At 67.3% G+C, this 14,474-nt stretch carries 14 protein-coding genes; 6 read left to right on the forward strand and 8 right to left on the reverse strand.

Annotated elements, in window-relative coordinates; genetic code table 11:
- Window positions 1–21 precede the first annotated feature (21 nt).
- The 4 genes from PV646_RS39450 to PV646_RS39465 all read left to right on the forward strand — a co-directional run bounded on the left by PV646_RS39450 (window position 22) and on the right by PV646_RS39465 (window position 3,791).
- Entirely contained in the window at window positions 22–639 is a 618-nt protein-coding gene (locus PV646_RS39450; RefSeq protein ID WP_500347641.1) for an RNA polymerase sigma factor, read from the forward strand.
- Window positions 617–1,060, forward strand: a complete 444-nt coding sequence (locus PV646_RS39455; RefSeq protein WP_500347643.1) for a hypothetical protein — start codon at window positions 617–619, stop codon at window positions 1,058–1,060. The genes PV646_RS39450 and PV646_RS39455 overlap by 23 nt, the downstream gene beginning before the upstream one ends.
- Before the next feature lie 98 nt (window positions 1,061–1,158).
- A complete protein-coding gene (locus tag PV646_RS39460) occupies window positions 1,159–1,959 on the forward strand; it encodes an SAM-dependent methyltransferase (protein WP_500347644.1) in 801 nt (266 codons plus the stop codon).
- Window positions 1,959–3,791, forward strand: a complete 1,833-nt coding sequence (locus PV646_RS39465; RefSeq protein WP_500347646.1) for a diguanylate cyclase domain-containing protein — start codon at window positions 1,959–1,961, stop codon at window positions 3,789–3,791. Before PV646_RS39460 ends, PV646_RS39465 begins: the two co-directional genes overlap by 1 nt.
- A gap of 43 nt (window positions 3,792–3,834) precedes the next feature.
- Here the strand turns inward: PV646_RS39465 and PV646_RS39470 are convergent, their stop codons facing one another.
- The 5 genes from PV646_RS39470 to PV646_RS39490 form a co-directional block, all read right to left on the reverse strand.
- Window positions 3,835–4,350 (reverse strand): snapalysin family zinc-dependent metalloprotease, encoded by a 516-nt coding sequence (locus tag PV646_RS39470; protein ID WP_500347647.1) that lies wholly within the window; start codon window positions 4,348–4,350, stop codon window positions 3,835–3,837.
- A gap of 322 nt (window positions 4,351–4,672) precedes the next feature.
- On the reverse strand, window positions 4,673–5,269 hold the full coding sequence (locus PV646_RS39475) for a GTP-binding protein (protein ID WP_500347649.1): 597 nt from the start codon (window positions 5,267–5,269) through the stop codon (window positions 4,673–4,675).
- Window positions 5,270–5,285: 16 nt separating this feature from the next.
- Window positions 5,286–5,708 (reverse strand): roadblock/LC7 domain-containing protein, encoded by a 423-nt coding sequence (locus tag PV646_RS39480; RefSeq protein ID WP_030468876.1) that lies wholly within the window; start codon window positions 5,706–5,708, stop codon window positions 5,286–5,288.
- On the reverse strand, window positions 5,705–8,491 hold the full coding sequence (locus PV646_RS39485) for a nitrate- and nitrite sensing domain-containing protein (protein ID WP_500347651.1): 2,787 nt from the start codon (window positions 8,489–8,491) through the stop codon (window positions 5,705–5,707). Before PV646_RS39485 ends, PV646_RS39480 begins: the two co-directional genes overlap by 4 nt.
- Before the next feature lie 218 nt (window positions 8,492–8,709).
- Window positions 8,710–9,705: an ABC transporter substrate-binding protein gene (locus PV646_RS39490; protein ID WP_500347653.1), complete on the reverse strand. Its 996-nt coding sequence runs from the start codon at window positions 9,703–9,705 to the stop codon at window positions 8,710–8,712.
- A gap of 198 nt (window positions 9,706–9,903) precedes the next feature.
- Between PV646_RS39490 and PV646_RS39495 the strand changes: the two genes are divergently transcribed.
- Window positions 9,904–11,073: a 4-hydroxybenzoate 3-monooxygenase gene (locus PV646_RS39495; RefSeq protein ID WP_500347655.1), complete on the forward strand. Its 1,170-nt coding sequence runs from the start codon at window positions 9,904–9,906 to the stop codon at window positions 11,071–11,073.
- Window positions 11,074–11,248: 175 nt separating this feature from the next.
- Window positions 11,249–11,944, forward strand: coding sequence for an IniB N-terminal domain-containing protein (locus PV646_RS39500; protein ID WP_500347657.1), 696 nt, complete (start codon window positions 11,249–11,251; stop codon window positions 11,942–11,944).
- Between the two features lie 165 nt (window positions 11,945–12,109).
- On the opposite strand, the gene PV646_RS39505 is transcribed toward PV646_RS39500, so the two are convergent.
- The 3 genes from PV646_RS39505 to PV646_RS39515 are packed head-to-tail and all read right to left on the reverse strand — an operon-like array spanning window position 12,110 to window position 14,242.
- A complete protein-coding gene (locus PV646_RS39505; protein WP_500347726.1) occupies window positions 12,110–12,907 on the reverse strand; it encodes an ABC transporter ATP-binding protein in 798 nt (265 codons plus the stop codon).
- Complete coding sequence (locus PV646_RS39510) at window positions 12,900–13,667, reverse strand: ABC transporter permease (RefSeq protein ID WP_500347658.1); 768 nt, start codon at window positions 13,665–13,667, stop codon at window positions 12,900–12,902. Before PV646_RS39510 ends, PV646_RS39505 begins: the two co-directional genes overlap by 8 nt.
- Window positions 13,664–14,242: an ABC transporter permease gene (locus PV646_RS39515; RefSeq protein ID WP_500347660.1), complete on the reverse strand. Its 579-nt coding sequence runs from the start codon at window positions 14,240–14,242 to the stop codon at window positions 13,664–13,666. Before PV646_RS39515 ends, PV646_RS39510 begins: the two co-directional genes overlap by 4 nt.
- Window positions 14,243–14,474: the final 232 nt, after the last annotated feature.

The following is a 14,474-nucleotide window of genomic DNA, read 5'->3' on the forward strand; positions in this document are numbered from 1 at the left end:
TTGTGACCGCAAGGAGTCGACGTGACCTCTGCATCCCCGATCGCCGCGCTCGTGAGCGCGGCGGCCGAGGGCGATCAGTCGGCGTGGAACGAGATCGTGGACCGTTACACGCCGCTGGTGGTGTCGGTGATCTACAAGCACCGGCTGCGCCCTTCGGATGCGGCCGACGTGAACCAGACGCTGTGGCTTCGGCTCGTGGAGCAGATCGGACGACTGCGCGAGCCGGAGGCGTTGCCGGGCTGGATCATGACGACCACCCGCAACGAGTGTCTCCGCGTGCTGCGCGTGCAGCAGCGGACGCACCTCTACGACCCGCTGTCCGAGTCCGACGCGCTGGAGTCGGAGCAGGTGGACGCGGACGTGGAGGCGGACCTGCTGGCGGTGGAGCGGCGGCAGGCGTTGCGCGACGGGTTCGCCGAGCTCACGGACCAGTGCAAGCGGTTGCTGCAGAAGCTGATGACGGACCCGCCGCCGAGCTACCAGGTCGTGAGCGAAGAGCTCGCGATGCCGGTCGGCAGCATCGGCCCGACACGGATTCGTTGCCTCGAGAAGTTGCGGAAGACCTCTGCGCTCTCGGCTTTTCTGGGATCACCGGTCAAGAGAGGAGGTGTGCTGGGTGCGGCACGACTGGGACAGTGACGAAGACCTGCTCGACGCCTTGCGTGACGCGTTGAGCACACCTCAGGACGACGTTCCGCCGGAGTTCGTGGAAGCCGCGAAGGCCGCGTTCACCTGGCGGACCATCGACGAGGAGCTGCTGCTCATCACGTCGTACGACTCCGTGCTGGACGACACGCTGTTCTCCCGTGCGCGGTCGACGGCGACGGCACGGCAGCTGGTGTTCGACGCCGAGGGCGTGATGTTGCAGGTCGAGGTGTCGGCGGCGGGGGTCACCGGTCAGCTGATGCCGGCGTCCGGCTCGGTCACCCTGGTGACGCCGAACGGCGACCACGAGACCGCGGCGATCGACGAACTGGGGATGTTCGTGATGGGGGTGGCGCCACGAGGACCGGTGAAGTTCCGGTTCGCAAGTGGTTGCACCGATTGGTTCATCCTCTGACTCTCATTCGCGTGACACAGCAATTCCCTCGTTCGGCGTACAACCTCGGCCAGTAGGGTTGTCGGCGCTCAGAATTCGCATCGCGAGAGGTGTGTGCTGTGGTCGATCGAGTCAGCTGGGTTCCGGAAGGTGTCAACGTCGACGTCCCGAGTTCCGCCCGGATCTACGACTACCTGCTCGGCGGTGGGCACAACTTCGAAGCGGACCGGGCGACGGCGGAAGCGCTGATCAAGGTTCTCCCGGTGCGGGGCATGGCGCGGCTCAACCGCGCCTACCTGCGCCGCGCCGTGCTGGAACTCGCCGGCCTCGGCATCCGGCAGTTCCTCGACCTCGGGTCGGGCATCCCGACCGTCGGCAACGTCCACGAGGTGGCGCACGAGGTCGACCGCGAGTCGAAGGTCGTGTACGTCGACTTCGAACCCGTCGCGATCACGCACGCCGAGCTGATGCTGGCCGGCGAGGCGAACGTGACGGCGCTGCTGGCCGACCTGCGCGAGCCGGAGAAGGTCGTGGCGCAGGCCGCGAAGCACCTCGACTTCTCCCAGCCGGTCGGACTTCTGGTCGTCGGCGTCCTGCAGTTCATCCCGGACTCGGACGACCCGTGGGGCGTGTTGTCCCGCTACGTCGAAGCCCTCTCGTCCGGCTCGTACCTGGCGCTGTCGCACTTCACCGCGGACAGCATGCCGGCGGCCATGGCCGCGGGTAAGGAGATCTTCGCGAAGACCGCGGAGCCGATCACCCCGCGTACCAAGGCCCAGGTCGCGGACATGCTGGCGGGCACGGAGATCGTGGAGCCCGGCATCGTGTTCACGCCGGAATGGCGGCCGGAGACCCCCGAGGACGTCGGCACCGAACCGTCGAAGGCGAACCTCTACGCCGCGGTGGGTCGTAAGCCCTGATGTCCCCCTCGCCCCTCGCACAGCGCTGGGCGGCTGTTCTGATCGAGAGCGCGTACTCGCCGATGTCCCGGCGGAAGCTGACGCAGCACCTCGAGGAGCACGCCGCCCGGCTGCGTGCTGGGCAGGCGGCGGTGGCCATCGGCGAATGGTTGGTGCGCAAGCGTTTCACCGGCCCCGACTCGTTGCGGCGCACGCTGGAGGTGCTCGGACCGGAGTTCTCGCCCGAGGTGCTCGGCGCGCTGGCGTCCGGGTACGTGCGGGCGACGCGCGACCAGTTGTTCGCCGAGCAGGAGAAGGTCAAGAACTCGCTGCTGAAGGCGGTCGAGGACGCTCAGCGCGACCTGCACGACAGCGAGGCCCGGTTCGCCCAGGTCTTCGCGACGACGGCGGTGGGCATCGCGATCTTCGACCTGCACGGCACGGTCGTCGAGGCGAACGAGGCGCTGGCCGCCATCCTCGGCCACGAGGAGATGCCGAAGGAGCTCTTCACCGAGCCGGACGCGGCCGCACTGGCCGCGGCCTGCCACCGGATGGCCGCGTCCTCTGTGGACACCGACCGGCGCGAGTGGGAACTGGTGCGCGGCAACGGGGACACGGTGTGGGCGAACGTCGTGCTGTCCGTGCTGCGCGGCTCGGACGGGCTGCCGAAGTTCCACGTCGCGCTGATCGAGGACGTCACCGAGCAGCGCATGCTCCAGGAGTGGCTGCGCCACCAGTCGCTGACGGACCTGCTGACCGGGCTGCCGAACCGGGCGTCGTTCACCGACAAGCTGGAGTCCGCGCTCGCGACCGGCGAGCCGTACACGCTGGGATACCTCGACGTCGACAGCCTCACGATCGTCAACGACGGCCTCGGCTACCGGGCGGGCGACGCGGTGCTCGTCGAGGTGGCCCGCCGGTTGCGGGTCGCGCTGCCGGACGCGGTGGTGGCGAGGGTGGGCGGTGACGAGTTCGTCGTGCTGATCCACGGCTCGCCCGACGTGGCGGCACTGGCGGCGCTGATCGACGAGGAACTGTCCGAACCGGTGTACCTGGAGGGCGCGGGCGTCGCGGTGTCGACGTCGATCGGATTCGTGCACACCTCCGGCCCCGGCGCGGATCCCACGGCCGTGCTGCGGCGCGCGCATTCGACGTTGCGCAGAGCCGAGACCGGCGGCAAGAGGCAGTGGGGCATCTACGACCACGAGGCCGACGCCGCCGACCGCACCCGGTTCGCGCGGATCGCCGCGATGCCCGGCGCCTTCGAGAACGGCGAGATCTCCGTGGAGTACGCGCCGGTGTCGTGGACCTCGGGCTCGATGGCCTTCGTGGAGGCGTCCCTGCGCTGGGGCACCACCCGGCACGACGACGTCGTCGCCTACGCGGACGCCCTCGGGCTGGCCTCGCGGGTGGGGCGGCTGGTCCTGCAGGACGCGTGTTCACGGGGTGAGCCGGTGCTGATCCGGCTGTCGCGGGACCAGTCGCGGGACCCGGACCTGACGGCGCACGTGCGGTCCACGTTGCGGGCCGGTTCGTTCCCGGCCTCGTCGCTGTTCCTGGCGCTGGACGTCCGGTCGATGCCGGACGGCGAGGAGAACCTCGAGGTGCTGCACGACATGGGCGTGCACGTGCTGCTGCACGAGTTCGGCGGCGGGTTCGCCGGCCTGTCCACTGTGGACCGCGCTCCGGTGTGGGGTGTCCGGCTGGCACGGCCGCCGTCGGAGCGCCTGGCGCGCCAGGGCCTGGCGCTGATGGTGCCGTTGCTGCGGTCGGCCGGCGTGCACGTGATCGGCGGGCCGGGCGACCCGGACGAACTCCAAGCGCTCGGCGTGGACCTCGTGGTGACGCGCTGAGCGGTTGTGGCCGTCAGGGAGACCACAACCGCTCATCAGCCGCTTAGGCAGCGTCCTCGAACGTAGAGGCCTGGACCGTCACCATCGTGCGGAAGTTCGCCTCGACCTCGGCCTTCTCCCTGGCGTTCGGGTTGGGGTTCTTGCACGACGTGCCGGCGCTCGCGCCGGACATCAGGTCGGTGCACAGACCGGTCCTGCGGTCGGGCAGACCGAGCAGGTGGCCGAACTCGTGGGACGAGATGCGCACGGTGTCGTGGCCCTCGTTGACCGCCTGACGACCCATGACCCACCGGCCGCGGCCGAGGCTCGTCACGTAGGCCCGGGGCCACTGGTTGTCCACGCTCACCGTCACGTTCGCGGCGCCGGTCACCTTGCGGAACTGGACGTTCGCCACGCTGGCGTTCCACACCTGCGCGCCCTTGTCGATCGCCGCCTGGAACTCGCCGGTGTTGCTCGAGTTGTAGGTGACGATGCGGGGCGCGGCTTCCGCGGTGCCGATGAGGCCGACCGACAGGCCGACGACACTGGCCGCCACGGCAATTGTTTTGCGCAGGGACACAGGAATCTCCTCGCAATGCAGGGTAATTGCACCCCGACTGTATCGCCGAGCCGTTGGCGCACAAGAAGAGTCAAGTGTGAACCGGCGCTGGCACGATCAAGAGCGTTCGTAGGTGATCTGGCCGCGACCAGCCGAGACGGAGCGCTTGGAGAGCGGAAACACGCCCTACCACTGGATTTCTCGCGGTCCAGCACCACGAACAGGCCGCCGCCAGACGGGCGAATAACTGTTCACACGCGACTGGTTCTGATGGACCGGAAGGCCGAACGCGAAAAGGGCCGGTGCACGTGGCACCGGCCCCGTCTTCCGCGGGAGCGAAAATCTAGGCGAACGAAGGCGCGCGCAACGCGTGCTCCACCAACGCGATCAGGATCTGCTTCGTCGACTGCCGGTTCCGCGCGTCGCACGGGATTATCGGCACGGCGGAGCTGATCGTCAGCGCGTCCCTGATCTCCTCGGCCCGGTGGTGCATGAGGCCGTCGAAGCAGTTCACCGCGATCACGTACGGCAGGTCCCGGTCCTCGAAGAAGTCGATGGGCGCGAACGCCTCGTCGATCCTGCGGGTGTCGACCATGACCACGGCGCCGATGGCGCCGCGGACCAGGTCGTCCCACATGAACCAGAACCGGTGCTGACCGGGTGTGCCGAACAGGTACAGGATCAGGTCCTTGTCCAGCGACACACGGCCGAAGTCCATGGCCACCGTGGTGGTCACCTTGTCCGGCACCATCGACAGGTCGTCGACTCCTACCGAGGCCTGGGTCATCACGGCCTCGGTCGTCAGCGGGGTGATCTCGGAGACCGACCCCACGAACGTCGTCTTGCCGACACCGAACCCGCCCGCGACGACGATCTTCGACGACATCACGCTCAGGTCCGCCCCAGGTGACCCCGGACGACCCGGAGCACCGTTGCTCATGGGAACTTCTCTCTACTCAGGCTCGCATGGAGACGTGCAGCTGGGCTCTGATCTCCGGCGTCAGCTGGAGACCGACCCGTTCCACCAACCGGGTCATCGCGTAACCGATGAGGCCGATGTCGCAGTTGGGTGCGGCGAGCACGGCGAGGCAGGACCCGTCGCTGATGGACATCAGGAAAAGATAGCCGCGTTCCATCTCGACGACGGTCTGTTTGACCTCACCGGCCTCGAAGCAGCGCGCCGCCCCGAGGTTCAGCGAGACCAGACCGGACGAGACGGCGGCGAGCTGCTCGGCGCGGTCGTGCGGGAGCCGGTCCGACGATGCGAGCAACAGGCCGTCCGCGGAGACGACGATCGCGTGCGCGACACCGGCCACCCTGCTGACGAAGTCCTCGACCAGCCAGCTGAAGTTGTCCAGTTCCTCAGTCGCGGTGGTCACTGGCGTTCCCTTTCTGCGATCACGGGGATGCCTCCGACGGCGGAGTCGAAGAGCGACTCACGGCCCATCTGGACACCCTTCTGGTACGTGGCGAACCGCTGGCGCAACCGGTCGGCCGACCGGCCGGGGATGGCGGCTGCGGTCGCCAGCTGGGGTGCCGGCGACGACGGCTTCGGCAGCGAACCGGGAACCAGGCGCGCCTTCGGGACGCGCTTGGGCAGACCGTTCTCCGTGGTCGTCGCGGGAGCGCCCTTGTCCTCCAGCGCACCTGCGGCCTTCCAGCCCTCGTCCGACGCTCCCCAGTCGGACTCGGCGTAGTCGGCGACCGCGCGCGGCACCGCCGTCGGTGCCTCGATCTTCACGGTGTCCGCCGAACGCTGCCGCTTGGGCAGGCCGTTCACGGTGGCGGGCTCCGCGTCGTCCGCTTCTTCCTCGTACGAGGCGACGGCACGTTCCGGCTCCGCTGACGGAACGTCCCTCAGGGACGGTTCGGGCGCCGAGGGGGTCTGGAACCACCTCGACAGGTCGTCGTGCGAGATCAACGGCTCGTCGGTGATCGCCGGGAAGATCTCCGTGGCGGGATCGGCCGGGCGTTCGACGGGCGGCTCGTAGGAGTACCCGTCCTCGGCGACCTCCTCCGAGGCCTCGATCCGCGCGGTGAACAGGCCGTCGGTCGACGTCTGCTCGATGCGGTGACGGCCGGAGTTGTCGTCCGAGGTGGCGGGCGACGGCACGACGACCGGGTGCTCGGGCGTCCACTTCGGCACACCGGACAGGGCCTCGCCCGTGCTGGTGGTCTCGGCGGTGGACGGAACCGGTGCGGCGGGCAACGGCAGAGCGGGCGCGGCTCCCTTGTGCAGCAAGGAGACCGGCAGGATCACCTGTGCGGTGACACCACCCTCTATGTCGTCGTTGTTCCCGAGCGTCACGCGGATCTCGTGGCGCTTCGCGAGCTGACCGACCACGTACAGGCCCATCTCGCGGGCCACCGAGACGTCGACCTCCGGCGGCTCGGCGAGCTTCGCGTTGAACTCGACGACGTCGTTCTCCTGCATGCCGACACCGCGGTCGTGGATGCGGATCGCGACCTCGCCGCGGCGAGTCTCTATCGTCCGCACCGTGACCTTGGTGCTGGGCTTGGAGAACGCCGTGGCGTTGTCCAGCAGCTCGGCCACGAGGTGCGCGAGGTCGTTGACCACGCGGCCCTGGACCATGAGCTCCGGCGTCGGCGCGATCTGGACGCGCGCGTACTTCTCCACCTCGGACACGGCGGCACCGAGCACCTCGGCGATCGCGACCGGGCGGGTGACCCGGCGGTTGACCGTCGTGCCGGAGAGCACCAGCAGGTTCTCGCTGTTGCGCCGCATCTGCGTGGCGAGGTGGTCGAGCTCGAACAGCGACGCCAGGTGGTCCGGGTCCTGCTCGTCCTGCTCGAGCCGGTCGATCACGCTGATCTGCCGCTCCACCAACGCCTGTGAACGCCGCGACAGGTTGATGAACATGTCGTTGACGTTCGCGCGCAGTGCCACCTGCTCGACGGCGAGGCGGACCGCTTCGCGCTGCACGAGGTCGAACGCCCGCGCGACCTGACCGACTTCCTCGGTCGTGTTGATCGGCACCGGGACGATCGCCTCCTCGGCGGCGCGTTCCGGCTCGCGGTGCGAACGAATGCGCTTGATCGCCTCGGGCAGCTGGTTGCGGGCCACGTCGAGCGCGCTGCGACGCAGCACTCGCAGCGGCCGCAGCATCGACTGCGCGACCATCGCCATGAGACCGAACGCGATCAGCAGCGAGATCGCGACCAGCGCCGCGTCACGCCACGCGGAACCACGCGCGTCCGAAGCGAGGCGGGTGGTCGTCGCGTCCGCCTGACCCTCCAGGTCGACCGCGACCTCGCGAACCAGCTTCGCGGTGTCCTCACCGATCTTGAGGACCTCGGCGTCCGTGATGGACACCGGCTTGCCGGCCGCGTCCTGCGCGAGCGCGAGCTTCACGAGCCGGTTGCGACCGTCCACGGCCGAACCGGACACGATGTCCTGGAACCTCTGCCGGTTCTGCGCCGACGCCACGTCGTTGAACTCCGTGAACGCCGCGTCCAGACGGGACTGCGCGGCACGCAGCTCGTCCGCCGCGCCGGGAGCGAAGTTCCGGCGCAGCGCGGTGGACGTCAGGATCGCGTTCTGCTGGCCGAGTTGCTCCTGCGCGCTGTAGAGCGCCTGAGCGGCGGTCGCCAGCGGAACGATCTCCGGCTCGCTGAGGCTCGAGATCGCAGCGCGGTGCACCTGCGTGAGCGACGCGATTACCTGGTTGTACGCGCTGACCACCGCGACGTCGGGGTACTTGGTGCTCAGCACGGTGATGCGCAAGCTCGCCAGTCCGTCGAGGGACTGCAGCGACTTGGTGAAAGCTTCCTGCAGGGGCGCGCTCAAGGCCGTGGCCGTCGCGCCCGAATCCCGATACTTGCCCAGTTCCGTGTCGGTCAGGCCGTTGCGGGCGGCGTGCTCGGGGCACGCGTTCTGCCGGCCGGCGGCCACACACTGGACTGCCCAGTCACGTTCGACCTGTAGAGCGTTCTCCACCTTCGCGGCCTGGTGGCTCACGGCGAGCTCGCGCTGGACGCCGTCGAAGAGTTCGACGTCGTCGAGCTGGGTGTTCAGCCGCAGGCCCGCGAGAGTCGCGGTGCTCAGGGCCGGAACTAGCAACACCACTGCGAGCTTGCTCCGCAACCGCCAGTTGCGTAGGCGGAACCGGTCGATGCCTCGCTGGTCCTCACGACCGCGCACCGTCAACACTCCCCGCCCGTTTAATAGCTGCAAACCTGGTGGATCTTGGAGTAAAACGCGCTGTTCTCATACCGCCGTTCGGACGACAAAACAGTGGTTCGAGAATCAACAACTCAGACCTGCGCGGCTAAACGGCCCCCGCGCGATAATTCATCTGGAGGAAACGATCGCGCGGGTGACCGCGATCACGGCCTGATCACAGTCACCCGCGCTGTTCGTCAACTACCGGAGGGCTGGATGAGCATCGGCTTGACGTCGAGCTCCTTGTCCAGCATCTGGTACCGCTGCATCAGCTGGACGACGCGCTGCAGGCGCGTCGCGTCGAGCGTCGTCGGGAAGGCGCCGAAGTGGACAAGACCTGCGGTTTCCTTGTCGACCTTGGCGTACTCGACGAGCAGCGGCTCGACCGTGGGACGGTCGGTGGCGTCCGCCTGGCCCTTGGCCATCGCGCGCTGGAAGGCGGCGACGGTCTTGGGGTTCTCCTTGGCGAAGGCGCCGGTGGTGGCGTAACCCGCGATCGGGATGTTGTCGGTCGGGCCGGACGCGGCGTCCAGCACCTTGATCTGACCGGCGGCACGCTGGGCGCGGGTGATGAACGGCTCGACCATGAAGGCTGCGTCAACGGTCTTGTTCGCGACCGCGGCCTGCATGTCCGGGAACGGCATCTCCTTGAACTTGACCGAGTTCACATCCACGTTCGCGGCCTCGAGCGTGGCCTTCGCGGTGAGCTCCGCGATGTTCTTGAACGTGTTGATCGCGATGGTCTTGCCGGCGAGGTCGGCAGGACTCTTGATGGCCGAGTCACCGGCCGCCAAGATCAGGAACATGTCCGGCTTCGCCTGGTAGCCGTCCGAGATGAGCTTGATGCCGTCGACCGCCTTGGCCGTGTCCTTCGCTTGGGCGGCGAAGAACGAGACCCAGTTGCCGAACGTGAAGTCCAGGTCCTTGCTGACCAGGCCGGGGATGGCCGCGGCTCCACCCTGGATGACCTTCAGGTCGACCTCGAGGCCTTCGGCCTTGAAGTAGCCCTTCTTGATCGCCACGTGGACGGAGGCCACGTCGAGGATCGGGAGGACCCCCAGCGTGATCTTGGCCTTCTCGACCGGACCGCTGCTGTTCGCATCGGCCGGGGGTGCCTGCTCTTTGCCGCCGAGCGCACCACAGCTCGCCACTGTGGCGAGCAGCGTGGCAAGGGCGATGCCACGGATGGCCATACGGCGGACTCTTCGAGTCATCGGGAGCACTCTCCTGTCGGAGCGGTGTCGTCGTTGCGGGGAATGATCGCGACGGTCAACCACTCAGAGTAATGACGCTGCTCCAAAAGACCCCAGTTGACCGACACGAGCAGGTTCCAGTCCACTACCTGCGGTGAGCATCTAAGCACAGCAGGTCTAGGGCTAGGAGAACCCCAGTTGAAGCGCTCCGTGACCGTTGTCGGTGCCGGTCCGGCCGGTCTGACCTTGGCAAACTTGATCCAGCAGTCAGGCATCGACTGCATCGTGATCGAAAAAGCTAGTCGATCCCAAGTGGAAACACGGCCACGCGCGGGAGTCCTGGAGCACCGCTCCGTGACCATGTTGGAGTCACTCGGTCTGGCAGATCGTTTGCTGATGGAAGCAGACCGTCACGGAACGTGTGAATTCCGCGTGAGCGGCAAGGCGTTCCAGGTGTCGTACAGCGACCTCTACGGGGGCCGCGAACACTTCGTCTACCCCCAGCAGGAAGTCGTCAAGGACCTCATCGGGGGATTTCTGGACAGCGGAGGTGACATCCGGTTCGAGGTCAGCGACGTGGAGTTGCACGACCTGACGTCGTCGAGCCCCTCGGTGGCCTTCACCAGCGAAGACGGCACCCGCGAGACCATCACGAGCGACTTCGTGGCCGGATGTGACGGATTCCACGGTGTGAGCCGGAACTCCATTCCCGACGGGGCACTGAAGGAATTCACGCACCACCACGGAATCGAGTGGCTGACAATTCTCGCAGAGGCCCCGCCGTCGACTAAAGCCACCATTTACGCGCTGCACGACGACGGTTTCGCCGGGCACATGTTGCGCTCCGCGACGGTGTCCAGGTTCTATTTGCAGGTACCGGTCGGAACAAAGCCTTCGGATTGGTCCGACGAACAGGTCTGGGAGGCGCTGCACAAGCGCTTCGCACTACATGAATCTTCATGGACTTTGACCGAGGGAAAGATCATCGAGAAGCGTGTGCTCGACATGCGCAGCCATGTGGTCGAACCGATGTCCTACGGCCGGCTGTACCTGCTGGGTGACGCAGCACACATCATCACTCCGGTCGGCGCCAAGGGCATGAACCTCGCCATGAACGACGCCGCAACGTTCGGACGTGCGCTTATCGACTTCTACGGCACCGGATCCGAGACCGGCCTCAAGACCTACTCGGAGGACTGCCTGCGTCGCATCTGGCGGGCACAGGAATTTTCCCAGTGGATGGTGAACATGATCCACACCGACGTGAGCTCCCCGTTCTTCGGACGGTTGGCCCAGGCGAGGCTGGAGCACCTGGCGGAGTCCCCCGCCTACCGCGCCACGTTCGCGGAGAACTACGTCGGTCCATGAGGGAAAAGATCAGCCCTGAAGGGTGAAAACCCGGTACCCCTAACGGGTGACGCTGTTCCCCTAGGGGCGTCCGCACGTCACAATCTGGGGCCAACTCCCGATGCCGGGGGGTGTCGTTCATCCATACGGTTGAGCCCAACACCCCCCGTTCCCCGTATCAGGAGCTTGAGTTCGCATGAGCACCCAGCAGACGCTGCACGACTTCACCCTCGACCTGCTCGGCGACCTGGACGCCCGTGAGGCGTTCCAGCTCGACCCGGAGGGCACCCTCGAAGCCGCCGGCCTGGGTGACATCTCCCCGGTCGACGTCCACGAGATCCTGCCCCTGGTGCTCGACAGCGCGTCCGTCGTGCAGGTCGACGCGCTCGACCAGGTGCTGGCGGAGGCGGGCGACATCACCGCCGTCGACAGCCTCAAGCTCATCACGGGCAACCTGGAGGGCGTCAGCGGCATCGCCGACATCGCCTCCCCGTCCGCGATCACCGCGCTGGTCAAGGACTTCGACGGCATCGGTGACGTGACCGGCACTCTCGACGCGGTCAACGCCAACGAGGTCGTCACCAAGGTCACCGACGTCGCGAACGTGACCGACGTGGCGGACGTGCAGGGTGTGGCCGACGTGCTGGTCAAGGACCTCGACACGGACGTCGTCCTCAAGGACGTCGTGGACACCGACGTGCTGGTCAAGAACGTCGTCAGCGACGTGGACGTCAAGAACGTCCTGGACGTCAGCGACAACGTCGTGCAGGACGTCGCCCAGGTCGGCGACGTGCACACCGACCTCGGTCAGGTCGTCGACGACGTGAAGATCGGCGACATCGACCTGGTGCACGACGGCATCGGCAACGGCAACGTGGACATCCACTTCTGAGCCGTGCCAGGACCAGGGAAACGGGCGCTGAACGCTCTGCCCCCGAGCGCGGGCGCCCGTCCTTCCCTCGCAGTGCCCACGCCCTCCCGCAGGCACTGAGAACGCAACTGAGCCCCGGACCGCTGCGGTCCGGGGCTCAGTTGCTGTCAGCTGTTCGAACGACTGTCAGGACGAGGACGACACGGCCTCGCTCAGCGATTCCCGTTCCGCCGCAGCCCACTTCTCCATGTCGAGCGTCTGCTTGCCACCGACGTTCAGCAACCGCGCCACCTTGGACCGCAGCGCCACGAACGCCTCGTCGGTGCGCGTGGTCACCTGGTCGCGCTCGGCGGGCAGCGGCACCTCCAGGTCCGCCACCAGCTTGGCGGGCGAACCGGAGAGCACCAGAATGCGGTCACCCAGGTACACCGACTCGTCGATGTCGTGCGTGACCACGAGAACCGTCGTGTCGTGCTCGCGGCGCACGCGCAGCAACAGGTCCTCCAGTTCGAACCGGGTCTGCGCGTCGACGGACGCGAACGGCTCGTCCATCAACAGCAGCGCCGGCCGGTACGCCAGAGCGCGCGCGATCGCCACACGCTGTTGCATGCCACCGGAAAGCTGCCACGGCCGCTTCTTGGTGGCCGCGCCGAGGCCCACCCACTCCAGCGCCTCGGCGGCACGCGCGCGGCGTTCCGCACGCGGCAGGGAGCGCAGCGGGAACTCCACGTTGCCCTGCACCGTGAGCCACGGGAACAGCGAACGCTGGTAGTCCTGGAACACCACCGCGAGGTGGGAACCCTTGAGGGACACGTCGCCGCGGGAAGGCTCGATGAGTCCCGAGATCGTGCGCAGCAGTGTGGACTTGCCGCAGCCGGAAGGTCCGACCACACACACCAACTCTCCGGCGCGCACGGTGAACGTGAGGCCGCCGATGGCCTCGTAGTCGCCGTAGGTGTGGCCTAGGTCGGCCACCTCAAGCATGTTGCTCATCCCTGCTCCTTGGTTGCCAAGCCAGAGCTCTGCGTTCCACCGCCAGAAGCACGGTGTTGAGTCCGTAGCCGAGCACGCCCAACAGGACGATGCCGGCCCACATGCGCGTGTAGTCGAACTCGCGTTGCGCCACCATGAGCTGCGAGCCGATGCCGTTGTCCGTGCCCACGAGCTCGGAGATGACCATCAGCACCAGGGAGAGGGAGAGCGACACCCGCAGCCCCGCGAAGATCTTCGGGGAGGCGGCGGGCAGCACGACGCCCAGAATCCACTGGTGGCGCGGGATCCGGAAAACGGCGGAAGTGTCCACTTTGGTCACGTCGACGGAACGGGCGCCGTCCACGGTGTTCAGCAGCACCGGCCAGATCACGCCGAAGACGATCGTCGCGAGCTGCATCGAGGTCCCGCCCCTGAACAGCAGCAGGAACACCGGCACCAGCGCGGGCGGCGGGATCGAGCGCATGAACACCAGCAGCGGTCCCGCGTACTCCATCGCCCGGTCGGAGCGACCGAGCAGCAGGCCCAGCGAGACGCCGATGACGGCCGCGATCGCCCAGCCCGACAACAGCCGGCCGATCGACGGCAGGATGTGCTCGGTGATGTTCTCCGGCTCGAGGACCCACCACTCCCAGGCCGCCGTCACGATCTCGGACGGCGGCGGGAAGAACGGGTCTTCGGCCAGCATTCCGGCGACTTGCCACACGACGATGAGACCGGCGAACACGGTCCACCGTTGAAGGAACTTGTTCACCAGGCCACCCAACGCCGGCGGACGCGCTCGAGACCGTTGTTCAGCAGGACGCCGATCGCGCCCGCGACCACGGTGCCGACCAGCACCTGGTCCATCCGGCCAGGCCCGCTGCGGGCCTCCATGATGAAGTAGCCGAGCCCGATCTGGGCGCCGGCCATGAGCTCCACGCTCACCATCACGATCAGCGCGGTGGTCGCCGCGAGCCGGATTCCGGTGAGGACGAACGGCAACGCGCTCGGCAACGCCACCCGGAACAGCACACCGACACGTCCGGTGCCGAAAACCCGTGACGTCTCAACGAGCAGCGGGTCCAGTTCGTCGAGCGCGTAAATGGTGTTGAACAAGATCGGCCACAGTGCCGCGTAGACCGCGAGCGTGATCTTCGTTTCCGGGCCGAAGCCCAGGACCACGAGCGCGAGCGGAATCAGTGCCACAGAAGGGATCGGGCGCAGGAACTCGATGACCGCCCGAGTGGCGTGGCGTACGGCAGGGACGCTGCCGAGCACCAGTCCACTCGGCACCGCGATGGCGATGGCTATGCCGATCGCGATCAACACCGCCAAAACCGTTGCCACGACATGACTGAGGAACTCTGGAGAAGTCAACTGCGTCACGAGCTCACCGAACACTGCGGACGGTGGCGGAAGCGCGTGTGCAGGTATGAGGGGTGAGCGCCCTAGCAGTTCCCAGAGCGCGAGGAACCCGGCTATGCCGATGAGTCCCCTTGTGAACGCACGCACTCGGTCACCCTAGAGAGTGGATCTCCAGTTCACAATGCGTGCTCGCTCAACTCCGGCTTGTTTCGTC

This window comes from Streptomyces sp. ID05-26A, from assembly GCF_033794685.1.
Lineage (GTDB): Bacteria > Actinomycetota > Actinomycetes > Mycobacteriales > Pseudonocardiaceae > Lentzea.

Bases quoted from the DNA above. Each gene is read 5' to 3' on its own strand.
- PV646_RS39490 (WP_500347653.1), bottom strand. From the start codon at position 9,705: ATGGCCATCCGTGGCATCGCCCTTGCCACGCTGCTCGCCACAGTGGCG.
- PV646_RS39465 (WP_500347646.1), top strand. From the start codon at position 1,959: ATGTCCCCCTCGCCCCTCGCACAGCGCTGGGCGGCTGTTCTGATCGAG.
- PV646_RS39475 (WP_500347649.1), bottom strand. From the start codon at position 5,269: ATGAGCAACGGTGCTCCGGGTCGTCCGGGGTCACCTGGGGCGGACCTG.
- PV646_RS39500 (WP_500347657.1), top strand. From the start codon at position 11,249: ATGAGCACCCAGCAGACGCTGCACGACTTCACCCTCGACCTGCTCGGC.
- PV646_RS39505 (WP_500347726.1), bottom strand. From the start codon at position 12,907: ATGCTTGAGGTGGCCGACCTAGGCCACACCTACGGCGACTACGAGGCC.